Origin of the sequence: Megasphaera cerevisiae DSM 20462 (assembly GCF_001045675.1) — a bacterium.
Taxonomy (GTDB): Bacteria; Bacillota; Negativicutes; order Veillonellales; family Megasphaeraceae; genus Megasphaera; species Megasphaera cerevisiae.
This window is the reverse complement of sequence record NZ_LEKT01000001.1, coordinates 30,020-53,019: the sequence shown is the minus strand read 5'-3', so window position 1 is coordinate 53,019 and position 23,000 is coordinate 30,020. Positions and strand designations below refer to the sequence as shown.

The 23,000-nt window shown below is 48.2% G+C and carries 18 protein-coding genes, 1 tRNA gene and 2 riboswitches; of the genes, 2 read left to right on the top strand and 17 right to left on the bottom strand.

The window, feature by feature from the left end; translation table 11 throughout:
* Positions 1 to 5: 5 nt before the first annotated feature.
* The 13 genes from cobM to AB840_RS00150 form a co-directional block, all read right to left on the bottom strand.
* Positions 6 to 791 (bottom strand): precorrin-4 C(11)-methyltransferase, encoded by a 786-nt coding sequence (gene cobM, locus AB840_RS00210; RefSeq protein WP_048512806.1) that lies wholly within the window; start codon positions 789 to 791, stop codon positions 6 to 8.
* On the bottom strand, positions 788 to 1,501 hold the full coding sequence (gene cobI, locus AB840_RS00205) for a precorrin-2 C(20)-methyltransferase (RefSeq protein WP_048512805.1): 714 nt from the start codon (positions 1,499 to 1,501) through the stop codon (positions 788 to 790). Before cobI ends, cobM begins: the two co-directional genes overlap by 4 nt.
* On the bottom strand, positions 1,498 to 2,643 hold the full coding sequence (gene cbiD, locus AB840_RS00200; RefSeq protein ID WP_143742680.1) for a cobalt-precorrin-5B (C(1))-methyltransferase CbiD: 1,146 nt from the start codon (positions 2,641 to 2,643) through the stop codon (positions 1,498 to 1,500). Before cbiD ends, cobI begins: the two co-directional genes overlap by 4 nt.
* Positions 2,640 to 3,443 (bottom strand): ABC transporter ATP-binding protein, encoded by an 804-nt coding sequence (locus AB840_RS00195; RefSeq protein ID WP_048512804.1) that lies wholly within the window; start codon positions 3,441 to 3,443, stop codon positions 2,640 to 2,642. Before AB840_RS00195 ends, cbiD begins: the two co-directional genes overlap by 4 nt.
* On the bottom strand, positions 3,443 to 4,444 hold the full coding sequence (locus AB840_RS00190) for a FecCD family ABC transporter permease (protein WP_048512803.1): 1,002 nt from the start codon (positions 4,442 to 4,444) through the stop codon (positions 3,443 to 3,445). Before AB840_RS00190 ends, AB840_RS00195 begins: the two co-directional genes overlap by 1 nt.
* Positions 4,444 to 5,418 carry an ABC transporter substrate-binding protein gene (locus AB840_RS00185; protein WP_234984821.1) on the bottom strand — a complete coding sequence of 325 codons (975 nt, stop codon included), beginning with the start codon at positions 5,416 to 5,418 and terminating at the stop codon, positions 4,444 to 4,446. The genes AB840_RS00190 and AB840_RS00185 overlap by 1 nt, the downstream gene beginning before the upstream one ends.
* Positions 5,419 to 5,459: 41 nt before the next feature.
* Positions 5,460 to 7,346: a TonB-dependent receptor plug domain-containing protein gene (locus AB840_RS00180; RefSeq protein ID WP_234984820.1), complete on the bottom strand. Its 1,887-nt coding sequence runs from the start codon at positions 7,344 to 7,346 to the stop codon at positions 5,460 to 5,462.
* Between the two features lie 66 nt (positions 7,347 to 7,412).
* Entirely contained in the window at positions 7,413 to 8,189 is a 777-nt protein-coding gene (locus AB840_RS00175) for an energy transducer TonB (protein WP_048512802.1), read from the bottom strand.
* Positions 8,186 to 8,602 carry an ExbD/TolR family protein gene (locus tag AB840_RS00170; protein WP_234984819.1) on the bottom strand — a complete coding sequence of 139 codons (417 nt, stop codon included), beginning with the start codon at positions 8,600 to 8,602 and terminating at the stop codon, positions 8,186 to 8,188. Before AB840_RS00170 ends, AB840_RS00175 begins: the two co-directional genes overlap by 4 nt.
* 1 nt (position 8,603) lies before the next feature.
* Entirely contained in the window at positions 8,604 to 9,221 is a 618-nt protein-coding gene (locus AB840_RS00165) for a MotA/TolQ/ExbB proton channel family protein (protein WP_048512801.1), read from the bottom strand.
* A 113-nt stretch (positions 9,222 to 9,334) separates the two neighbouring features.
* A riboswitch (cobalamin riboswitch) is annotated at positions 9,335 to 9,519 on the bottom strand.
* A gap of 60 nt (positions 9,520 to 9,579) precedes the next feature.
* Entirely contained in the window at positions 9,580 to 10,350 is a 771-nt protein-coding gene (locus AB840_RS00160) for a HesA/MoeB/ThiF family protein (protein ID WP_048512800.1), read from the bottom strand.
* A gap of 58 nt (positions 10,351 to 10,408) precedes the next feature.
* On the bottom strand, positions 10,409 to 10,630 hold the full coding sequence (locus AB840_RS00155) for a hypothetical protein (RefSeq protein WP_048512799.1): 222 nt from the start codon (positions 10,628 to 10,630) through the stop codon (positions 10,409 to 10,411).
* Positions 10,631 to 10,689: 59 nt separating this feature from the next.
* Positions 10,690 to 12,171 (bottom strand): putative sulfate exporter family transporter, encoded by a 1,482-nt coding sequence (locus AB840_RS00150; protein WP_048512798.1) that lies wholly within the window; start codon positions 12,169 to 12,171, stop codon positions 10,690 to 10,692.
* Positions 12,172 to 12,251: 80 nt separating this feature from the next.
* A riboswitch (SAM riboswitch) is annotated at positions 12,252 to 12,352 on the bottom strand.
* A gap of 325 nt (positions 12,353 to 12,677) precedes the next feature.
* Here AB840_RS00150 and AB840_RS00145 point away from each other — a divergent pair.
* A tRNA-Arg gene (locus AB840_RS00145) sits at positions 12,678 to 12,752 on the top strand.
* Positions 12,753 to 12,819: 67 nt separating this feature from the next.
* On the top strand, positions 12,820 to 13,557 hold the full coding sequence (locus tag AB840_RS00140; protein ID WP_048512797.1) for a type I 3-dehydroquinate dehydratase: 738 nt from the start codon (positions 12,820 to 12,822) through the stop codon (positions 13,555 to 13,557).
* A 171-nt stretch (positions 13,558 to 13,728) separates the two neighbouring features.
* Here AB840_RS00140 and AB840_RS00135 read toward each other — a convergent pair whose 3' ends face one another.
* The 4 genes from AB840_RS00135 to AB840_RS00120 are packed head-to-tail and all read right to left on the bottom strand — an operon-like array spanning position 13,729 to position 22,538.
* Complete coding sequence (locus AB840_RS00135; RefSeq protein WP_048512796.1) at positions 13,729 to 16,860, bottom strand: efflux RND transporter permease subunit; 3,132 nt, start codon at positions 16,858 to 16,860, stop codon at positions 13,729 to 13,731.
* A gap of 46 nt (positions 16,861 to 16,906) precedes the next feature.
* Entirely contained in the window at positions 16,907 to 20,029 is a 3,123-nt protein-coding gene (locus tag AB840_RS00130) for an efflux RND transporter permease subunit (RefSeq protein WP_048512795.1), read from the bottom strand.
* Positions 20,030 to 20,049: 20 nt separating this feature from the next.
* Positions 20,050 to 21,237: an efflux RND transporter periplasmic adaptor subunit gene (locus AB840_RS00125; RefSeq protein ID WP_048512794.1), complete on the bottom strand. Its 1,188-nt coding sequence runs from the start codon at positions 21,235 to 21,237 to the stop codon at positions 20,050 to 20,052.
* On the bottom strand, positions 21,234 to 22,538 hold the full coding sequence (locus tag AB840_RS00120) for a TolC family protein (protein WP_200809879.1): 1,305 nt from the start codon (positions 22,536 to 22,538) through the stop codon (positions 21,234 to 21,236). The genes AB840_RS00125 and AB840_RS00120 overlap by 4 nt, the downstream gene beginning before the upstream one ends.
* Between the last annotated feature and the right edge of the window lie 462 nt (positions 22,539 to 23,000).

Genomic DNA, 23,000 nt, shown 5'->3' with positions numbered 1-23,000 from the left:
TCACCTTACTTTTTATATTCAGAATACGCCAGCTGTGACGGATCGGCCTTCCGGCACCCGTGACTGAAACATGGATGATACAATTGACTTCGGCTGTATGAAGAACCGAGAAAATCACCGACTAATATCAGGGCCGTTCTGTCGATACCAGCCTCTCTGGCCGTCTGTGCCAGCGTACCGATGCGGCAGTGCAGCACCTTTTCCTCCGGCCAGGACGCCTTATAAACGATAGCTGACGGAGTTTCTTCTCCGTAGCCGCCTGCGGTTAATTCAGTCTGCAATTTGTATAACATACCCGTACTGAGAAAAATAACCATGGTTGCGCCATGGGCGGCATAATCGGCGATCTTCTGTCGGGAGGGCACAGGCGTCCGGCCCTCCATGCGCGTAATAATGACTGACTGGCTTACATCCGGCAGTGTATATTCAGCCTGTACGGCCGCGGCCGCGGCGCAAAAGGAACTGACACCGGGAACGATATCAAAAAGCAATCCTTTGGCCGATAAAATATCCATTTGCTCGCGAAGGGCTCCGTACACGGATGGATCGCCCGTATGCAGACGGACGGTCATTTTATTTTCCGCCTCGGCTCGTTCCATAGCAGCAATAACGGCCTCCAGCGTCATCCCGGCACTGTCCAGAATGAGACACTCTTCCCGGACATATGCTAAAAGCTGCGGATTAACCAAAGAACCGGCATATATAACGACATCGGCCTGTTCCAGCAAATCCTTTCCCCGCACGGTGATCAAGTCAACAGCGCCGGGACCAGCTCCGACAAAATGAATCATGACGGATCACTCTCCTTAACAAGTACGACCGAAAAATATCCCGTATCTTCTGCAGCGGCAAGGCTGTTGTACACAGCTTCGCCGGGCAGTCCGCACCGTTCAATCATAGCCGCCTGATCCAAAATATGGGCAGCCTTCAGTTCCTCCTTTAGTGCTGTCAGGTCGCCGGGCGGTTTCATAATCACCTTGTTGCCCGGCAATTCTAATAATTTTTTTCTGTCCCGGCAGCCCCCGGGAATAATAACAAGAAGCTCATTTTTTTCGCACAGCGGCTGCTGCAGGCGGGCCGCAGCTGCACAAAAGCTGGGTATTCCCGGTATTATTTCCGTTTCATAACCATCGTTCCGCACGATGCGGTGCACGTAAATACTCGTAGCATATACGGTCGGGCACCCCAAGGTAATCAGCGCCACATCCCGGCCCTGCTGCAGTTCCTGCTCGATGGCCGCGGCACCGGCAGCATGGGCGCGGCTAAGAACTGCAGCGTCCCGCGTCATGGGAAAATCAAGAACCAGTACTTTCTTCTGCGATACATCTATATCTCCATTTTGTTCTATGGCATGCAGCAATATCTGCTTAGCCGTCAGCACGCCGGTATGTCCCTGCGGTACTGCCAATACGGAGCAGCTGCGCAGTCTTTTCCACGCCTTCAGCGTCAGCAGCTCCGGATCGCCCGGCCCGACACCAATGCAATACAATGTTCCCTTCATATATCCCTCTCCTTTTTTTCGTGCAGCGTCAGCAGTTCCCTGGCTTGGGAGGTATATCCTAAAACTCCGTATGTATTAGAAAACAACACGGCACCGACGCGCAGCGTATTCAGTACTCTATGCTCCATATAAAACTCTATTTTATCCGTTACCTGTGCTATAACCGGTTCTAAAACTGCAGCAGCCTGCAAAATCTTCACAGCTTCATCTGTCGTGAGACTGTCATATATTGCCTGCCCTGTCGTTCGGGAAGCACCGGCCAGCATGGCAGCCATAGATAAAAAGGTCGTTCTGCCATCGGCGCATCGGGAGTGCGTATTCATAATTCCCTGTGCCATTTTAACTAATTTCCCCATATGACCGATAAGCAGTACATCTTCAAATCCGCAGTATACCGCATAATCAAGCATTTCACCGACAAAGTTACTGCATGTAATACGCTGTGACACGTCGATATGCAAAATGTCCCGGCTGAAATCGACACCGTAATTGCCAAAAAAAGCCAGCAAATGTGTTTCGCCGGCAGCTTTTCGAGAATTCATTTCTATATGTATCGTATCAATGAGAGCCTGTTCGCTCATTGGCTTGACAATTCCCGACGTACCTAATACAGACAAGCCGCCGACGATTCCCAGACGGGGATTAAAAGTCTTTGCTGCCAGCATTTTCCCCTCTGGAATAAAAATAATGACAGACAGGCCTCCCGTATAGCCGTTTTGAACCGCAGCCTCTTGCAGCGCCGCCGCAATCATACGGCGCGGCACAGGATTGATCGCCGCTTCGCCTACGGCGCAGGCCAGACCCGGCTTAGTCACCTGACCGACTCCCTCACCGCCGTGAATAGCAAAGCCGGTATTCGTCTTTCGGACAGCGGCATATACTAAAATCCCGTTGGTAATGTCCGGATCGTCTCCGGCATCCTTGCGAACCGCGCACTGGACGGCATCTGATTGAAACATAATGTCCTCTGGCTCCAACTCCAAAATAGTTCCTGACGGCGTTTCAATGCGTACCATGGAAACTGTTTTTTGCGAGAGGAGCATGCAGGCCGCCGCTTTGGCTGCCGCTGCGGCACAGCTGCCTGTCGTATAGCCGCAGCGCAGTTTTTTCCCATCCTTCAAGGTAAAGTTATTTGATATCACGGCTGTTCCTCCGTTTGATAAATACCGACAGGCAAAATTGTCGGCTTGCCCTCAGACGTGCGGCACATCTCCGCGCGGACGCCAAACACCTCCTTGACCACCCTTTCTGTAATGACCTCCTGCGGCCTGCCGGTCTGAATAATGCGTCCGTTCTTCATGACGATCACTGCATCTGTAAACTGCAATGCCTGATTGATATCATGAAGGACTATAACAATGGTCAAATGCAGTTTATCCTTGCAATGGCGCAATACATTCATCATATGAAGCTGATGACGGATATCCAGATATGTCGTTGGTTCGTCCAACAGAAGAATTTTAGGCCGCTGAGCCAGTGTCAGCGCCAGCCAGGCTCGCTGCTGTTCGCCGCCGGACAAGGTTTTCACCAGTTGATCCGCACAATGCTGCAGCCGGACCGCGCTGATTGCCTTTTCTACATATATACGATCTGCTGCTGAAGCAATCGTATAAAATGTCCGATAAGGAAAGCGGCCCATTCGTACCAGCTCACGAACCGTCACATCGTCCGGAACATGATGGATTTGCGTCAGAACAGCCACCTCCCGAGCCAGTTCTTTGCGTCCGAAGGAGCAGATATCTCGGCCGCCGATATACACGTTTCCTGTCGAACCCGGCAGCATACGGCTCATAACCTTTAAAAGGGTACTCTTGCCGCAGCCGTTAGGACCGATCACGGAGACAATACATCCCGATTCTATATTCAAGCTGATATCATGCAGGATTTCCTGCTTACCAATCTGTACGGCAACATGCTCCATATGGATAACTGCTTCTGTCATTACATTTCCCTCCGCAATAAAAACAAGAAAAAGGGAGCTCCTAAAAAAGCCATGATAATACCGACAGGCAGCTCTGCCGGTGCCAGCAGCAGCCGAGCTGCCGTGTCGCTGAAGGTGACTACTGCTGCCCCCAAAACGGCGGATCCGGGAATAATATACCGATAGTCTGCCCCGATGAGAAGCCGCACAATATGCGGCACAATCAATCCGACAAAACCAAGCAGCCCGGCAACGCTGACGGCACTGGCTGCCAGCAGGGCCGCAACAGCCGTCAGCAGGACCCTTGTGCGCTCTACGCTGAGACCAAGACCGCGAGCCATATCATCACCCATTTGAAGAATGTTTAAATAATACGATCCGGACATTGCCAGTACAAAGCCGATAATGGCATAAGGCACAATGACGGACACGTCGTTCCAGCTCCGTGCAGCAAGGCCGCCTACCATCCACATAAGTGCTCCATGGACTCTGTCGCTGTAAAAAATGAGAATACTGGAAATTCCGGCGCTGAGAAATGCGGAAACGGCGACACCGGCCAAGATGATGCGTACTGGTTTAATACCGTTTTTCCAGGACAGGACATAAATTGCTGCCGCCGCGGTCATGGCTCCGCAAAAAGCCGCTGGAGTCATCATATACGTATAGGCCGGGAACAAAATCAGAATCAAAATACCTGCTATACCAGCACCAGAAGAAATACCAATGATATGCGGGTCTGCCAAGGGATTTCTCATGACCGCCTGCAGGATAGCTCCTGACATAGCCAGGTTGGAGCCGGCCAAAGCACCGGTAATAGCCCGGGGCAGACGGAGATTCCAGACAATTTTATCAGCAGTGGCTGCCGTTGGCGCTAAAAGAATAGAAATGACGTTACGAATTGAAATATCCGCCACGCCCTGCACCACAGAAAGGATAATGCCGGCAGCTGCCAGTACGGCAAAAAGAATAAGCATGCCCAGCCGCCAGGGTGTGCGGGTCGTATGGAATGTATATTTATTCATTATTGAAATACCTCAGGATATACGAGACGTGCCATATAGTCTACTGCCTTCGGATAATCCAGTCCCGGATTCAAAAGGAAATAATTTTCCGGCAGAACATACACACTACCCTCTTCCACCGCCTTCAAGGAAGACCAGGCGGGACTGCTCTCCACGTCCTGCTTGATCCGCTTCTGAATCTTTTCAGATGGTCCCATTGAAGTGAAAAAAATGACATCAGGATTCTTTTCTACCAGAGCTTCCATGCTGTACGGGATTTTTTCTGCATCTCCCTGCACGGTGCCTGCACCGGCAGCGACATTGTCCAAGTGGAGAAGCTGCGCAATGTCACCAGCAAGGCTGTTTGGAAGTTCTACCGTAACGGAGCTCGGTGTGGCGTGAATAATGGCGATCTTTTTATGTTCATGAGGAAGCTTATCAGTAATTGCGGCAATTGCCGCATCCATTTCTGCCTGTTTTGCTTTTGCCGTATCTTCCTTTCCATACACCTTGCCAATGACCTCAAGATTGCGCTTTACATCATCATATGTCTTGGTACGCAACGCCAGGACGGGAATATTATTTTGTTCCAAAATCGGAATCAGCTCTTTATGCTGTATTTCACTGGCAATGACCAGATCCGGTTTCAGCTCGATGATTTTTTCGGTACTGACATTATAGACGGGTCCTACATCAGGAACAGTCTGGTATTTTTCAGGGATTGACGCTACTTCGGATTTGACCGTCGCCCGGCCGGCCAGATTGCCGTCCACAGCGGCGACAAAATTTAAAAGAGAGGTGGAAAGAACCACCACTCGCTGCGGCTTGTCCTTCAGCGTTACCGTCCGGCCTGCATCATCTGTAATTACGGCATAATTTCCACTGCCCGTGCCGCGGCTGCCTGCCGTAGCGGCATTCTGCGGCGTACAGCCGCCTATAAACAGTGTGGCAGCACATAAAAATACAGTCATGCCTTTAATCCATCTTTTCACCATCGTCAGCTCCCTCATCAAAAAAAAAGCAGTGCCCTGCCGCATTAAAAGGTATATTTCACCCCAGCCTGCCAATACCGGCCAGACATGGGGTAATTATGATACAAGTCATACCCTTCATTGGTCAAGTTATTGACGGCGGCGTACAGCGTCATATCTTTATTCATATCATAGCTTATATTGGCATCCCAGACAACATATGAATTATTCATATAATATGTATCATTGCGCCCCGTGCCGGCGGTCATGAAGAGATTGGCCCGCCAGGCCCGGGCATGATAATGCAGTCCTGCATGATATCCGTTGGGGCGATTGAAGGTTTCGTCCAAATGAAGTCCCAGGCCGTCGCCCTCATCAATGCGCGTATGAATGTAGGCATATCCCAGCTCGTAATCCCACGCCGCGTTGATAGTCTTGTTCATGGAAATTTCCACACCGTTCTTTTTTTCCTTATTAAGATTTCGTACTTCGGAATACCCTGTGCCGCGATCCCAGCGAATCGCATTATCCAGGCTGCTGCGGAACAGGCTGAAATTAAACAAGGTTTTTGCGTCATACTGATACGTGAAGCCGACCGTCTGCGTATATCCTGTTTCCGGTCGCAGATTGGGATCTCCATATGATACCTTATTGTCACCGACTAAATAATAATACAAGTCGTTCAGTTTCGGTGCGGCAAACACGCGCCCCCAGTTGGCATAGGCGTTGAATTTGCTGTTAGCCCGATAATTTACGGCAAGGCGCGGTGTCTTGTGTACGCCGAACTGACTATTGTCGTCGACGCGGATACCCGGCGTTACCGTCAGCTTGCCCCAGTCAATTGCATCTTCAACATAAAATGCCCGATTGGTCCGTTTTTGATCGATATATCCGGCAGCGGCGTTGGTTCCCGTATCCTCCGTCCATTCCGTGCCGGCTGTGATCAGGCTGTTATCTGCCTTCCAGCTGTTCTGCAGCTGTACCCCCTGGGTTCGGGAATGGAATCGGTATGTCCAATAATTTTGAGAATAATCATTGAAATACCGGAGGAATCCCGGAGTCTGCGTATTCTCTCTAAAATGATAGGTTACGCTGTAATCATTATTCAGACGCTCAATAATCTTATTCGCTGTTAAATGAATTAAATCATCTGTCTCACTAGATCCGAAAGTGGAACCATGTCCTTCAGAATTGGTATGAGACACATCAAAAGTCAGCGAACTTGCGGCATTGAGCTTCTGGTCAATACGTGCCGTAAAGGAATCCTTGTTGAAATCGCCGCGGCTCTGATCCGTATTATATCCGTCGCCGTTGAATTTGTAATACTTGCGATGATTCAAGCTGCCCGTCACATACCAGCTCGTATTGCCCCTCGTCCCTTCATTGCTGAGGGTATAGTTGTGCGTTCCCCACGAGCCTGTATTCATATCCAGTGTCGTGCTGTTTTTATTTCCCTTTTTCGTAATGATATTGATGACGCCGCCGACCGCTCCGCTGCCGTATTTGACGGAGCCGCTGCCCTTGGTTACTTCAATGCGATCGATATTAGCTACGCCCGGCAAGGTCGCAAGATCCACAGAGCCCCGGCCATATGCGGCGCTCTGAGCATTGGCGATGCTTTGGCCGTTGACAAGAATCAGAACCCGGTCGTCGCCGTTGAGACGAATATAAGACGAAATGCCCGGCACCTGGTCGGTAACGGTAACGCCATTGACTTTTTGCAGCGCCTCCTGAACAGAAAGATAATGGTTGTCCGCAATAGTCTTGGACGTCACTACGGTTGTGTTGGACTGGCTGGAAGAAACAACAGGCACCGCCAGCGGCGTCACATATCGTTTCGCCCTGACGATGATTGTATCCGTATCATCATCAACGGTTTGTTCTGCCAGTACCGGCATGCTGGCTGCCATAAAAAGACAAATCCACGCAGTTAATATGTTATATCGCTTCATCTTAAAAACCCCTCATTATTTATTTTATATAGTTATTGCAGCCTTATACGCTTTATCCTTGTTTCATTATTTTAGCTCAAACGGAATATGCAGTGTTCGTTCAGCACTTACTGCCTGCCCATATTCATTTTTTGCCGGTTCATACCGGCATTGATATGCAATCTGCAGCGCCGCCGCATCCATGGCCGGATACCCTGACGGTGAGATAACTGCTGCGCCGACGACCGTGCCATCAGACGAAATCGTCACACGCACGGCAACCATACCGGAAATATTTTTTGTCCGCAGTTCCGGTGGATAGTACGAATCAACGTCAGGCTTTGCAATAAGCCGCGCCTTTTGAAATGGCATCCGGCCCGGCCCGTCAGTTGTGCTGCCTATATTATTTCCATTGCCGGAAGCATCCGTTTCATTACCGGTTGACCTTTGGGGGCCTGTCGAGCTGCCTGTCTCAGCCGATATGCTGCCTGCTGCATCACCGTTCATCACGGCGGCAGCAACTGGTTCTGACGGTGTCTCACTTGATTCCTGCTCAGTCATACCGGTTTTTACTATTTTCTTTTTTTGAATTTCCTGCGTATACGTTTCACTTATTTGCGGTAAATTTTGCTGCGCTATCATGACCGTCTCAGCAGCTGCGCTGTTACTGCCGGTACTCCCCGAATTTGCCGCCAGTTGGTCATGGGGTGAATCTTCGTTATACACCGTCACATCGACCGGCGGCTGTGAATGATGCTGCAGAAAAGAAAAAAGACCGCCTGCTGCCAGTACACTGAAAACCACGGCATGCAAGCCTATGGAAATGGCTGCTGCAAGCCGTCTGCCCTGCTTTTCCGGTATCATTGGGAACCACCGCTTTCAGCGGCAAGACCAAAGTGGCTAATGCCCGCTCCCCGCAGCTCATCTAATAAAGCAATGACCTGTCCGTAATCCAGACCCTGATCCGCGCGGATTACTACAGAAAAGCGCGGATTGCGCCGCTGTTCCTCACGGGCGCTGCGGATCAGGCTGTTTGTATCTGTCTGTGCATCCTCCAGCCACAACGTACCATCCTTTTTGATGGTTACGATATAATTGACTTTTGTCTGATTTTCTGCATGGAGAGCCTGCGGTAAATTGACCTGAACCGTTTTCATATCTACCATGTATAACGTACTGATCATGAAAAATACCAACAAAAAAAACATGATATCGATCATGGGAATTATCATAACCTCGGGCTTGGTAAAAGAACGTCTGTCTCGTAAACGCATCATATCACCGTCCAGACATGCCGGACTGCATCCATTCCAGCGCAGAAAAACACATTTCCATATCCGTGATCATACGATCCAGACGTTGTGTGAAATACGCATGGACGGCCAGAGCTAATACGGCGACGCACAAGCCAAACGCCGTGGCAACAAGGGCCTCCCCAACACCACCTGTAATAGCGACGGCCTGGCCAGACTCGACGTTAAAAATACTAAATGAACGGATCATACCACTGATCGTTCCCAACAGTCCCAAAAGGGGCGCCATAGTCACGATGACGCTCAAATAATACAGCCGGCTGCGGAGCTTGGCAATCAAAATTCCCGACTGGACCTCCATAAACGCCGGCACGGCTGCCTGCTCGTTTCCCTTCATGGCATCTGCCAGAATCAGCGCCAATCCGCCCTTTTGACCGGCAGCCAGCTCCCGGGCATCATCATATTTTTTCATCTTTATATATGTATAAAAGCGGGACGCAAAGGACTCTCCTGAATCCATATGCCCGTAAAACAAAGCCCGTTCAGCCCCAATATATACGACAAAAAAAGAACAGGCCAGCAATACGTACATGACAATGCCACCCTTTTGAAATACATGCAATCCTTGTACAATAACGTCCATTTCATCCTCCTACATTACTATTACTATATGCCATGAGAATAAAAAAAGCCGCAAGGATATCCTTACGGCTGCTATTTCAATATAAATCTCCATACCCATCGCTCGCAGGTCTATCGGTGATTATCAGTCAGGCAGTTCTTCTGGCTTGGGATCATAGCAGCGCTGCGCCTTCCCATACCCTCTGGGATACAGTGGCGATATCTGCAGCTTAGCTCCTCCATACAGCGGCGGGACCGCACCGGTTTCGCACCGGCTTCTCTATTGAGTCTGGGATGACACCTGACCTGCTTTATATAGTTTTATTTACTATAGCATGACGGATATGACGTGTCAAATTCATTTTTACATCGGGACAGCATCATACTGAAGCATGTTGATTGCCGCAGGCGGGACATTGGGGATTATGGCTGACTGGAATCCTGCGAAAAGTCATGGTCAGCCCGTCATACGTGAGTAAGGTCCCCGTCAGCAAGGTTCCGGCGCCGAGCAGGTATTTCAAAGCCTCCGTAGCTTGTATTGTACCGATGACGCCGGCGGCTGCGCCAAGAATCCCTACTTCTTTTGACGACGGCACGACCCCCTCCTGCGGCGGTTCTTCAAAGAGGCAGCGGTAACAGGGACCTTTTCCCGGCACATACGTCATGGTCTGACCCTGAAATCGGATCACGCCGGCATGAGAAAAAGGCTTCTTCAAAAGGACACACGTATCATTGATCAAAAATTTGGACGGAAAATTATCCGTAGCATCGATGATGAAATCATACTCCCGGTCTCTGATGACATCGGTCAGCGTTTGGGCATCGACCTTTTCATGATACGTAACCACATTGACATCAGGATTCAAACGGTTAATTTTTTCTCGGGCAGACAAAACTTTAGGCCGGCCGATATCCTGTACCGTATGAAGAAGCTGCCGCTGCAGGTTGGATAAATCGACGACATCACTGTCGACAATTCCCAGCGTACCGACTCCGGCTGCCGCCAGATACAAGCTGACCGGCGATCCCAGCCCGCCAGTACCGATGACCAGCACCTTCCCTGCCATTATCTTTTCCTGCCCCCGCCGCCCGATCGTGTCCAGCACGAGATGTCGGGAGTACCGCTCTAACTGTTCCTCTGTTAAATTCAACGAAGTCTCCTCCTAAACTATATTATAAAAATTTACGCTGCCCCGCCGTCATACCATTCTAAAATATCTCAAAAACCAGAATAAAGACGGCCAGTAAAATCAGCCCCAGACCAAGCGAATAGGCACAAAGTTTTTTTTCTATTGGCTGCAGTTCGAAATATTCGTCGGCATCTGACTCCAGTCCGGCCTCCTGCACCTGCTGGCTGATCTGCTGATGTGCCTGCTTATAGTAATATGCATCTGCTGTAGGATCTGCACGATGCAATGAACGATCTGTCATCTCAATCTCCCCTTTCTGCTATTATAACGCACTTCATTATTTTATAAAAATTTCAGCCTTTACACGACAGGCGGTACGACACCATGATAAAAAATCCATGAAATAATCAAGCCAACCCATATGATGAATCCCAGCAATGCCACCGCATAGACGCCGATAACCCGGCCAAGACCGGCATGCCAAAGCTTGCGTACATTGGTTACCAATCCAATAGAGAAAAAGCACAAGCTGAAAAAGACACCGCGCAGCAGATTGGCTTGCCCTGCACCGGCCTTGGCTGCCTTAACAATATCCGGCTGTATATAGCCGGCAGCAAAAATAATGATCAAGGTCGCCGCAAAACCAATAATAAATTTCGGAAACCGTTCCCAAATTTCTCTTTTGGAAACCGTATATGAGGTATCCGCAGCCGCGCGCTTACTATTTAAATGATATACAGACCATACAATAGCCAAAACAAAAGACCAAATGCCGATAAAAATATCAATAAACACTTTGGAAGTCGTCGTGGCCATCAGCACCCATCCTTCCTGATAGCGGATACCAAATTGCTGCAGCGCCTGATTGCGGATCAAGGTATCGGCAATCGCCCCGGAAGCGACGGCACCACCGTCACTCTTAACGACTAATCCCAGCCACGATCCGGCTACCATAGGTTCACCCGGTAAAAAGTAGGACGCGGCAAACGGCAGTATCAATAGTTCAACCGCCACGAATACAATAATGACCGAAGCCAGAATTGTCGGAATAATCTGGCGGGCCCGGATGGCACTGCCCGTCGCAATAGCTGCCGCTACACCGCAGATGGAAATACCCGAGGCCATGGGAGCTGCCCATTCCGGCGTAAAGCGGAAAAATTTCCGGGCCACAATATACACAACAGGCCAGTAAATCAAATACGCCTCCACGACAGCGCATATACCGCGAACGATGACCGTTCCAGCCAGGCTCAATGCGCCAATCGTCTGAATGCCAATACTCATGCCAAGAATCACAATACCGGTTTTGATATACCACTCCGGCTTGGCCGCATCAGATAAGAACTGCGCCGTTTTGGGAAAAAAATTACCGATAATTAACCCGACAAGCAACGCAAATACAAAACCCAGTTCTCCCAAACTGAGAGACCATGAAATATGAAAGGCATCGCGGCTGTTCGGAGTCGCCGCTAAATATGCGTAATTACCAAGAATACTAGTTCCTACGGTAATCCAATACATTACCGTAAACCCCAAAGCAAAATTCCGAATACGACTGCCCATGAAATACGCTCCAGCCGTCGTAATAACCAAAACAAATAGATACGTGATCACAGCAGACTCAATGCCGTTCAACCATGCAAACGACTTTGAACTGGCCTGTACAGCCTGCTCCGGGTCGATCCAAACGCTAAATCGTGACACCCACCCCAATAAATCCAAATTCCAAATCTGACCGGCTCCCAATATAAAAATCAGCAAACCCAGCCATACCGCCCACCAATCCTCACTTTTAAAAAAGGCTGAATTAGCAGCACCTGTAGTAGTATGTTCTGTTGTCATGCAAACACCCCGCATTTCATTTTTTTATGCAAATAAAAAAACGCGTCATCTATACAGATGCGCGCAAATATCCTATTGCTAGCTCATCTGTCAGGTAATCCTGCTGGAATTGGCACCGTTCCGTATGACGGAGGTTGCCGCAGCTTCATTAGGCCAGTCCTTCTGCTGCTCTCGATGAATGATGTATGTACGATGAAATAATAACGTAAAAACTATTTCAGTACACTATATGCAGTTACAACACATGATCGTCAAATTTTTTAAGTACCTCATTGTATCCAACTCCCAATCTGGAAAATAATTACTTTAAAGCCAACTACACATTGCAATGTTTACGGAAATGGTACACTATTATAGGGAATATGTCAAGGAAGAAAACGGCAATTCCGGTTAATTTATATTTTAGTTATATTTAGTGAAAAAGACAGGCTTTGAAAGTAATTTTTTCTTGTATTTCTTTGTAAGACGTGGTAATATTAGAAGGTAGTCGTTACGACCCTTGTTATGCGCCTATAGCTCAGGGGATAGAGCACCGGTCTCCGGAACCGGGTGCGTAGGTTCGAATCCTACTAGGCGCACCAAACCAGAGCAGCCTTTGATGGCTGCTCTTTATTTATATTGTTGTGCAAAAAACAGGAGGAACTTTCCATGTCCAATGTACACGTACTGCGTTTTGATGCCGCTGTCCCCCAAATCTGTGTGCCCCTGTGCGGCGAAACAATTGCTGATCTGGGCCGGAAAACACAGCAGCTCGTCAACAAGCCTTTTGATATGATCCAATTTCACAGCGGCAGCTTCAACGGCGTCATTAACTTTTCCCAGCTCTGGAATGCACTGCTTACTATTACCAAGGAATCTGACGAAGCTCCACTGATCTTTTCCTGTGATATGTCGCAGATACCGGAATACTACCATACGGAAACAGATTACCACAACATTCTCTTATTTGCCGTTCGCACCGGTCTGGTTGATGCGGTGGAAATTGAATCCACACTCCGTGAAGACTATATGGATGATATTGCTGAACGGGCTGTCGACTCCGGCATCGTCCCTATTATTACCCTCCGGCTCGCCGGCGGCAGCACGGCCGCTATGGTTACGCAAAAGCTGACGGCTATAGCAGATTCCGATGCGTCCATGTTCCATCTCCTTTGTCCTGTCCGGTCTGCCGCTGATATTGAAGCCCTGAAAACCGGAGCCGCTGTCTTTGCCGATTCTCGTAAGAAAGTACAGATCATTATTGAGCCTACCGGCCCGGCTGCCAAAAAAGAGCTGCTGGCAGGCAGCACCTTCGGCTCTCCGGTACTCTATGCCGCAGGCGGTGAAGAAACAGAAACACGGTTATCCAGTACGGTACTGCAGACCTTGCTGCAAAAAGAATCCTAACCTCTGATTTCTCAAAGGCTAGGATTATATAAAATAAAAAACACAAACGAGTATCCTCTCTGCAACTACAATCTGCCGACTCATTTCAGCCGGCAGATTTTTTATATGCAATACTTTTTTTCTTCATATGTTTTCAAGAATCAACATAAAAAAGGCCATTACGGCACTGCTTTATCGTGATTTCCGCAGTCTGCCGATTGTTTGCGTGAATCGTTCCACCATGATAAATAATATGGGAATAAGAAATATACCCAGCGTTGTAGCGGCCAGCATACCGCCGACAACGGCAGTGCCCATGGAGGCCCGTGCCGCCGATCCGGCGCCGGTCGCCAGCATCAGCGGAATACAGCCGATGATAAAGGCCATCGAAGTCATAATAATAGGCCGCAGTCGTAATTTTGCTGCCTCTGCTGCCGCTTGCTCCGGACTCATGCCCTGGTCCACTCGTACCTTGGCAAATTCCACGATGAGAATCGCATTTTTAGCTGCTAAGCCCATCAGCATGATTAAGCCTATCTGCATATATACACTGTTAGCCTGTCCCGAAATATATTGAAATACAAAAGCGCCAAAAATACCGGTAGGTATGGAAAACAAGACGGCGAACGGAACGCTCCAGCTTTCATACAGGGCTGCCAGGCACAAAAATGCAAACAACAGCGCCATGCCGAAAACGATGGGGGTTCTCCCGGCAGACTCCTGTTCCTCCCGGCTTTGACCGGTCCATTCATAGGTATAGCCATCCGGCAGTGTTTCTTTGGCAACCTCTTCCAAGGCCTGGATTGCCTGTCCCGAACTATAGCCGGAAGCCTCTGACGCAGTGATCTTGGCCGCCTGAACACCGTTGAACCGTGTAATAACAGATGGTGCCAGCACGCGTTTGGCTGTTACCAGAGTGCTCAGCGGAATCATGTCGTCAGAAGAGCTTTTGACGAATACATGCTGCAATGTATCCGTATCACTCCGATACGGACTTTCGGCCTGAAGAATGACTTTATAATTACGTCCGAATTTTGTGAAATCGTTTACCTCATCCGCTCCCAGAAATACTTGCAAAGCGGAAAAAACATCATCGACAGATACGCCTAAAACCTCAGCCTTCTGCCGGTCAACATCAAATTGATAGCCTGGCGTTGAAGTACTGAAATTCGAAGAAACAGAACCAATTTCCTTATGAGCCTTCGCTTTTTCTATAAAGTTTTTTGTTATCGTATCCAAATTCGACAACGTACCGCCATTACGATCCTCTATCATAAGCGAGATTCCGCCTACGGAACCCAATCCGGGTAATGCCGGCGGGCTGAAAGCGCTGACCTTTCCCTCCAAAAAGGAAGAAGCGTGAGCCAGCGTACTCTGTATTTCCGCTTGTGCCGAAAGACCGCTGCCGGTTCGTTCCTTCCAGGGAGTCAGGCCCACAAAAAGTTCTCCTGTATTCGTTTTAGAGGAGCCGGTCAGCAGATCTGTTCCAGCCAGAGACATTACCTGCTGCACGCCGGGCTGCTTTTGAATACTTGCGGAAAGCGTGTCCATAGCATGAATCGTCCGTGTCAGGCTGGCCCCCTCCGGCAGCGTCACGCCGACCATGTAATAGCCCTGATCCTCTTCCGGCACCAAAGAGCTGGGCACCAACTGATATAACACGCCGGTCAAAGCCAACATCCCGGCCAATGCCATAACACATAGCCTTGCTTTAGGAATGAGCCGCCGAATAGTCTGCTCATACCGAACCGTCGTTTTCTGCAGCCAGTTGTTAAAAGCATCAAAAAAGCGAGTCAATATCATTGTATTCTTCCGCAATACCGGCTGCGGCTTTAAAATCAGGGCACACAATGCCGGCGTAAGCGACAAAGCCACAAAGGCGGATACCCCCATGGAAAATGCGATTGTCAAAGCAAATTGCTTATATAAAATTCCCATGACGCCGCCAAAAAAGGCAACCGGCAAAAAGACCGACGCCAGCACGAAAGCAATCGCAATAACCGGTCCTGATACCTCCTTCATCGCCTGCAGTGTAGCCTCGCGGGGACTCATGGCATCATCTCTGATATGCCGCTCCACGGCCTCGATAACAACGATCGCATCATCTACTACCAGGCCGATAGCCAGCACCATAGCGAACAAGGTCAAGGTGTTGATAGTAAAATCCAAAAAAGTAAATGCGGTAAAAGTCCCAATCAGTGAAACCGGAACTGCCAGCAGCGGAATCAGTGTTGCCCGCCAGCTCTGTAAAAACAGATAGACAACCAGTACAACCAGTGCCAGGGCTTCTGCCAAGGTTCGGCATACCTCTAAAATTGATTCATATATGAATTTCGTATTATCTATGGTCACGGCATAATCCATGCCTGCAGGAAACTTTTCCTTCGCGGTTTGCAGCAGAGCCTTTATCTGTCCAATCGTTTCCAATGAATTGGCATCGCTGTTCAATTTGACAGAAAATCCGGCGCTGGCATGTCCATTCTGCTTGGAATTATAAATATAATCCCGGCTGCCCATTTCTACTTTGGCAATATCCTTCAAGCGAATCATTGTGCCATCTGAAGCTGCAGATATAATGATGTTGCCAAAGCTTTCCGCGTTCGTAAGACGTCCCTGTACCCGTACCGTGTATTCAAATGCCTGTTTCGTATCTGCAGGCATCTTTCCCAGTGATCCGGCAGGTGCCTGCACATTTTGACTTTCAATGGCCGATATGACCTGACTGACGGCAATGCCCAACTTGGCCATTTTTTCGGGCTGCAGCCATACCCGCATGCTGTAATCAGCTCCAAACTCGGATATTTCTCCTACCCCTTTGATCCGCTTAATATCATCCAATAAATAAATATTGCCGTAATTTTCCAAAAATTTGGCATCATACGTATCGTTAGGGGAATATAACGTAAAGGTCAGGGCGCTGTCATCAGAAGACTTAGTAGTAGTAACTCCCTGCGACTGCACCGAATCCGGCAAAGAGGATTTCACCTCAGATACGCGGTTTTGTGTCTGTACGGAATCAATATCGGAATTAGTGCCTGTTTCAAACTGCACATTCAGTGTATAAAAACCGGTATCCGTACTGGAAGAGGTCATAGACTGCATGCCGTCTACCCCGTTTACCTGGTTTTCCACGACCTGTGCTACCGTATCATTTATGACCTCTGCGTTCGCCCCCTGATATTTAGTATTGACGGCAATCGTTGGCGGCGATATATTGGGATACTGGGCCACCGACAAATTGAAAGCTGATACGATCCCCAGCAGTACAATGATAATGGAAACTACAATAGCAAAAATAGGTCTGTAAATAAAAAATTTAGCCATGGTTTCTCCTGATCTCTCCTTAGCCTGTCACACAGCAGGTATGCCGCTATCGATGCCAAAAGTGAAATTTTTCTGTTTGCTTTTCAATCTGTACAAATAACACGGGAATAAGGAATATGCCGATTGCTGTCGCAGCCAGCATACCGCCGACAACAGCTGTCCCCATGGAAATACGGGCGCCGGCACCGGCGCCGCTGGCAAACATAAGCGGCAGGCAGCCGATAATAAAGGTCAGAGACGTCATTACAATCGGGCGTACCCGCAATTGAGCCGCTTCCATAGCAGCCTGCTGTACCGTCATTCCCTGATTGACTCTTATTTTTGCAAATTCCACGATCAAAATCGCATTTTTAGCCGCCAGCCCAATCAGCATGACCAGTCCGATCTGCATATAAATACTATTTTCCAGACCTCGTATATATTGAAATAAAAACGCGCCGAATACACCCGCCGGAATAGCCAGTAAAACAGCAAAGGGAACACTCCAGCTTTCATATAAAGCTGCCAGACATAAAAACGCGAATAAAAAGGCCATGCCAAACAACAAGGGCGCTTTAGAAGAAGACTTCTGTTCTTCTCGGCTTTGTCCGGACCATTCGTAGGTATATCCCTCCGGCAGCGTTTGCGCTGCTACCTCCTCCAACGCCTTCATGGCCTGCCCGGAACTATATCCCGCGGCTTCACCGCCATTGATTTGAACTGCCTTTACCCCGTCAAAGCGAGTAATTGCGGAAGGTGCATATGCTTTTTTAGGTATAATCAGGGTATTTAACGGGACCATATCATTCTTTGAATTTTTTACATATAAATATTGCAGAGAATTTACGTCACTGCGGAACGCGCTGTCAGCTTGAAGAGATACCTTATAATTGCGGCCAAACAGAGTAAAATCATTGACCTCATCTCCGCCCATAAAAATCTGCAACGTATCAAAGATATCACTGACCGATACCCCCAGTACCTTGGCCTTATCCCGGTCCACCACATATTCATAGCCCGGTGTCCCGGCAGTAAAGCCAGTTGAAATCCGGCCAATCTCCGGCCGCTGCTGTGCGGCTGCTATAAATTTCTGAGCGGCTGCATCCAAAGCAGTCAATGTATTGCCGCTCCGATCCTCCAGCATCATCGAAAAGCCGCCGACAGATCCCAGCCCCGGCAAAGCCGGCGGATTCAGGGCCATTACCGTTCCTTCCTGCAGATGGCGTCCGTTTTCCATGGTCTGATTGATCTCTGATTGAATACTTTGTGCGTTGCTGGTACGGTCTTCCCAGGGATTCAAAGAAACGAAAATCGCGCCGGCACTGGATTTATCACCACCACCTACCAAATCCATGCCCGAAAGCGTCATGACCTGAGAAACGCCCGGCTGTTTCTGTATCATTCCGGCCAGCTTTTCCAACGCCGCCTTCGTACGGCCCAGACTAGATGCCTCCGGTAAATTGACAGCCACAATATAGCGTCCCTGATCCTCCGTGGGAATAAACGTGCTGGGTACCACCGCATACAATATACCGCTGATCCCAATTAATGCCAGCAGAAAAAACAGGCTTGCTGTCGTTTTTTTCATGCATTGCTGCAAATACAAGCTATACGTCTGGATACAGTCTGCAAAGACTGTATTAAACTTCCTGAAAAAAACGCGTACTCTGCCGCGCGGCGGTGTTGGCTGATAGGCATGCAGCAGCTGCACGCACAGTGCCGGTGTCAGCGTCAGCGCTACCAGCGCGGACAACGCCATAGAAACGACAATCGTCAAGGCAAATTGACGGTATAATATGCCTACCATTCCCTGAAAAAAAGCAACCGGCAGAAATACAGAAGCCAATACGCAGGCAATTGCCACAATAGGACCGGATACCTCTTTCATAGCTGCACAGGTAGCATCATGGGGATTCAAAAAATCATACCGCATATGATATTCTACGGCTTCTATGACCACGATCGCATCATCCACGACTAATCCAATGGCTAATACCAACGCAAACAACGTCAGCGTGTTGATCGTAAAATGCAAAATAATAAAAGCCGCAAACGTACCGATAAGGGAAACAGGAATTGCCAGAAGAGGAATCAGCGTAGCACGCCAGCTCTGTAAAAACAATAATACGATGACAGCTACCAGCAAAAGTGCCTCAACAAAGGTTTTGCTGACATCGACCATGGATTCGCGGATAAACTTTGTATTATCCACAGACACTTGATAATCCATATCCGGCGGAAAATCTTTTTTTGCCTGTTCCAAATATGTTTTGACCTTGCCGATTGCCTCCAGCGTATTGGCATCGCTGTTCAGCAAAATCGCAAAACCGGCGCTTTCGTTTCCGTTCTGAGTCGTGACATGCGTGTAATCTTCACTTCCCAATTCTATTCTGGCAATATCCTTCAAATATACGATAGAGCCATCTGATTTAGCAGCTATCACAAGATTGCCAAACTGAGCAGCATCTGCTAACCGGCCCTTTACGCGGGCCGTAAACTGAAACTCCTGGTGGTCAGAAGAAGGCCGTGCCCCCATAGCGCCTGCCGGTGCCTCCAGATTCTGCTTTTTGACCGCAGATACGACATCACTGGCCGATACACCCAACTTAGCCATTTTGTCGGGCTGAAGCCAGACACGCATGCTATAGTCAGATCCCATAGCATTTACATCCCCTACACCGGGAATTCGCTTCAGACTATCTAATAAATACAAACTGCCGTAGTTTTTCAAAAATTTTGCATCATATGTATGATTGGGAGAATATAACTGAAAAACGAACGCCATATCTTCAGAAGAATTCCTGCTTGTAACTCCTTTTTCCTGTACCGTTGTCGGCAAAGACGAGTTTGCCGACGATACGCGGTCCTGTACCTGTACGGCTGCTATATTCGGATCCTTTCCGGTTTCAAACTGTATGCGCAGTTTATAAGAGCCATCGTCCATGACGCTCCCCGTCATGGTTTCCATACCATCCACGCCATTGACCTTCTCTTCGATTACCTGCGCTACCGCGTCGTTTACTACCTCTGCATTCGCGCCTTGATAGCTGGTACTGATGGAAACGGTCGGAGGTGTTATCTTGGGATATTGAGCAATGGATAAATTCACGACAGAAATAATGCCTAAAAGGACGATAATGATCGAGAATACAATAGCGAAAACCGGCCGCTCAATAAAAAATTTAGCCATATGTATTTCCCCGTTTCTCTCTACGTACTGCTGAACTGATCGGCCGTAACAAAAGTCGGAGCTACCGCTGCGCCGTCCTTGACCTTGTCCACATCATCCACCACTACCGCTTCGCCGTCCTTAACGCCGTCATCAATAATAACCATGTTGCCTACCTTAGGACCTAGCGTGACTTTGCGGGCTTCAATAGTATTATCCGCCGTAATGACATAGACAAAAGAATTATCCAGCAGATCCTTCACCGATTGCTGCGGCACTAACAGCGCATTTTTGCGTACCTCTCCGGCCGCGACAATTTTGGCAAACATGCCGGGAATCAGAAAATGCTGCGGATTATCAAACACCGCTTTGATTGTCAACGTGCCTGTCGTCGTACTGATTCCTTTATCGATAGCATCAATTTGACCGCGCAGAGGATATTCGCTCCCATCGCTTAAAATCAATTTCAAATTATTTTTAAAATTTTCCGGCAAAGAAGCCTGTCCCTCCTGAGACAGCCGGATATATTCATTTTCACTAATGCTGTATTGTACCCAGATCGGATCCAGCGAGGATACCGTGGCCAGCGTACTGGATCCGGCTGTAATATACTGTCCGACACTAAGATCATTGACATCAATCTTCCCATCCACAGGCGACAAAATAAGCGTATCCTGCTCATCCTGCTGCGCTTCATCAAGCGAAGCCTGGTCAGAATCCACCGTAGCCTGCTCTTCCTCTGCCTGCGCTTCATAGGAATCCACCGTCTGCTGAGACACTCCCTGGATCTGCGCCAAAGCGCGGTAGCGCGCAAGGTCCCGCTGCGTATTTTGCAATGTGGCCTTATCCTTGGACAACGTTCCCTTGGCAGCGTTTATTTTGGATTGATACTGCTTGTCGTCAATTTGAAACAATGGCTGCCCTTGATAAACGATGTCGCCGCCCTTGACCATTTTATTGATAATATTACCTGAAATTTTTGACATGATGGATATTTCGTTTTTTGAAACCACCTTGCCGACAAATTCATAATCCACAGGCGTATCCTTGGCCGCTATCCGCATTGCCCTGACTTCGACAGCCTGCGGAACCGCTGCAGTTTTCTGCTTAAAAAAAGAACCGTATTTCGTAATTCCCAGCCCTGCGGCCATAAGCAGTATGATAACCCCGATGCATACCGTACGAGACGGCTTTTTTAACGTCCATTTTTTCTTGATATGAAATATCATACTACAGGAACCCCCATTGCGACCTCCAACTTTGCTTTATAATTATTATAGTCATACAACGCTTCTGTGTAATTTACCTGAGCTGTATTCAAAGACAATATAGCATCGAGTACATCCAAATTTGTCCCTGCTCCGACGGAATAGCGGACACTTTCAATAGAAAAATTCTCTTTAGCCTGTTGAATCGTGACTTGATCCGTTTTGATACGCTGCGCTGCTTCTTTCATACTCAGATAATCCTCCCGAACCTCCAGCAGTACCGAATCCCGTTCCGCATCTGCCTGATTGGTTACCATATCCAAGTTGTACTTTGATTGGCGGATTTCAGCATTGACAAGACCAGAATCAAAAAGAGTAAACGAAGCCGTCAATTCCACAAACCAATTTCCATTGTTGAATCCCGAAACCTTCTGATAATCATACCATTCTTGTCCGGCGCCCAGCTTTACTGTCGGGAATTTGCCGCTTTTAGCCTCCGCAATCTCCGCGATTGCCCCTTTTTTCTTTGCCTCATACTGTGCCAGTTCAGGACGATGGCTCAATGCGTATTGAAGGCACTCTTCAAGTGTCAGAGAATAGGGCAGATACCCAAAGGCATCTGTCAATATCAACGGCGTGTCGTGGGCGAGTCCTATATCGTTATTGAGCGCCGCAATGGCATTATTATAATTATTTCTTGACTGAATAAACGTATCCTGTTCGTTTGCCAGATTTACCTGACTTGAGAGCACATCTGTTTTGGCAACTAATCCTTGCGTAAATTCAGCTTGTACAAAGTTTAAATGATCCTGGTAATTTTTGATCGTATCCTGACTGATTTTAAACTCATTCCGATATTCCAGAGCAGAAAAGTAATCACTGATTACCGTCCCCTTCAGCTGCTGCCTGACAGCGGTGACATCTAAATCTGCATATTGCAGATCCTGCTTGGCCTCTTCTATTTCGGCATCTATCTTTTTTGAATATACCGTCACGGAAGCCTCCACCTGGTTATCAAAATAATTCGTATAATGATTGGAACTGGTTGGCTTATATCGTTCTCCTGTGTAATCATATGTAACGGTAATTCCCTTTCCTGCTTTTGTCTGCTGCAGCGCCCAATATGATTTTTCTTTTGCCCCCTGATAATATTTGAGATTATAATTATGACTCATTGCCATACGGACGCTATCGGCCAATGTCAGCGAAACAGTTGGAGAAGAAGGGGCAGAATTACTCGCGTCTGCTGCCCTTCCTGTCTTGGGGCACATAATCAACACCATTCCGATAACAAAAAACATAACTACTTTTATTTGATACAATTATGATTTGCCTCCTGCCTTTCTCATGATTTGAATGTACACCATTATCAATAGACTAGATTCGTTTATGACTGTATGATACAGCAAAAATATCACAGTATTGTCACAATTACATGATAGAATTATAACAAAATGTTCAATATTAACTGTCATGTATTCACATACTGAAAGTAATATAGACAATGAAATAAAGACGATTATCATTTCTGCATATATAAAAAGAGCCGGGACAGCAAGCTGTCTCGACTCTTCCGAGAAAATGATTCGGCCCTCACGGAAATGAGGTAACGCAGGGCCTCTATGATACGGCAGATATGCTGTCGTGTATAAACAGCAGGTCTGCCGGTACCGGCCAATCGCATAATCTGTCTGGGCGAGGAATCTCTATGTATGAGAACGACTCGATGCCGTTCTCTATTTATGGGCGGGCGCCATGAATGGACGCCCCTACGAAAGGCTAAG

Bases quoted from the DNA above. Each gene is read 5' to 3' on its own strand.
- cobM (WP_048512806.1), bottom strand. From the start codon at position 791: ATGATTCATTTTGTCGGAGCTGGTCCCGGCGCTGTTGACTTGATCACC.
- cobI (WP_048512805.1), bottom strand. From the start codon at position 1,501: ATGAAGGGAACATTGTATTGCATTGGTGTCGGGCCGGGCGATCCGGAG.
- AB840_RS00195 (WP_048512804.1), bottom strand. From the start codon at position 3,443: ATGACAGAAGCAGTTATCCATATGGAGCATGTTGCCGTACAGATTGGT.
- AB840_RS00190 (WP_048512803.1), bottom strand. From the start codon at position 4,444: ATGAATAAATATACATTCCATACGACCCGCACACCCTGGCGGCTGGGC.
- AB840_RS00185 (WP_234984821.1), bottom strand. From the start codon at position 5,418: ATGGTGAAAAGATGGATTAAAGGCATGACTGTATTTTTATGTGCTGCC.
- AB840_RS00180 (WP_234984820.1), bottom strand. From the start codon at position 7,346: ATGAAGCGATATAACATATTAACTGCGTGGATTTGTCTTTTTATGGCA.
- AB840_RS00175 (WP_048512802.1), bottom strand. From the start codon at position 8,189: ATGATACCGGAAAAGCAGGGCAGACGGCTTGCAGCAGCCATTTCCATA.
- AB840_RS00170 (WP_234984819.1), bottom strand. From the start codon at position 8,602: ATGATGCGTTTACGAGACAGACGTTCTTTTACCAAGCCCGAGGTTATG.
- AB840_RS00165 (WP_048512801.1), bottom strand. From the start codon at position 9,221: ATGGACGTTATTGTACAAGGATTGCATGTATTTCAAAAGGGTGGCATT.
- AB840_RS00155 (WP_048512799.1), bottom strand. From the start codon at position 10,630: ATGACAGATCGTTCATTGCATCGTGCAGATCCTACAGCAGATGCATAT.
- AB840_RS00150 (WP_048512798.1), bottom strand. From the start codon at position 12,171: ATGACAACAGAACATACTACTACAGGTGCTGCTAATTCAGCCTTTTTT.
- AB840_RS00140 (WP_048512797.1), top strand. From the start codon at position 12,820: ATGTCCAATGTACACGTACTGCGTTTTGATGCCGCTGTCCCCCAAATC.
- AB840_RS00135 (WP_048512796.1), bottom strand. From the start codon at position 16,860: ATGGCTAAATTTTTTATTTACAGACCTATTTTTGCTATTGTAGTTTCC.
- AB840_RS00130 (WP_048512795.1), bottom strand. From the start codon at position 20,029: ATGGCTAAATTTTTTATTGAGCGGCCGGTTTTCGCTATTGTATTCTCG.
- AB840_RS00125 (WP_048512794.1), bottom strand. From the start codon at position 21,237: ATGATATTTCATATCAAGAAAAAATGGACGTTAAAAAAGCCGTCTCGT.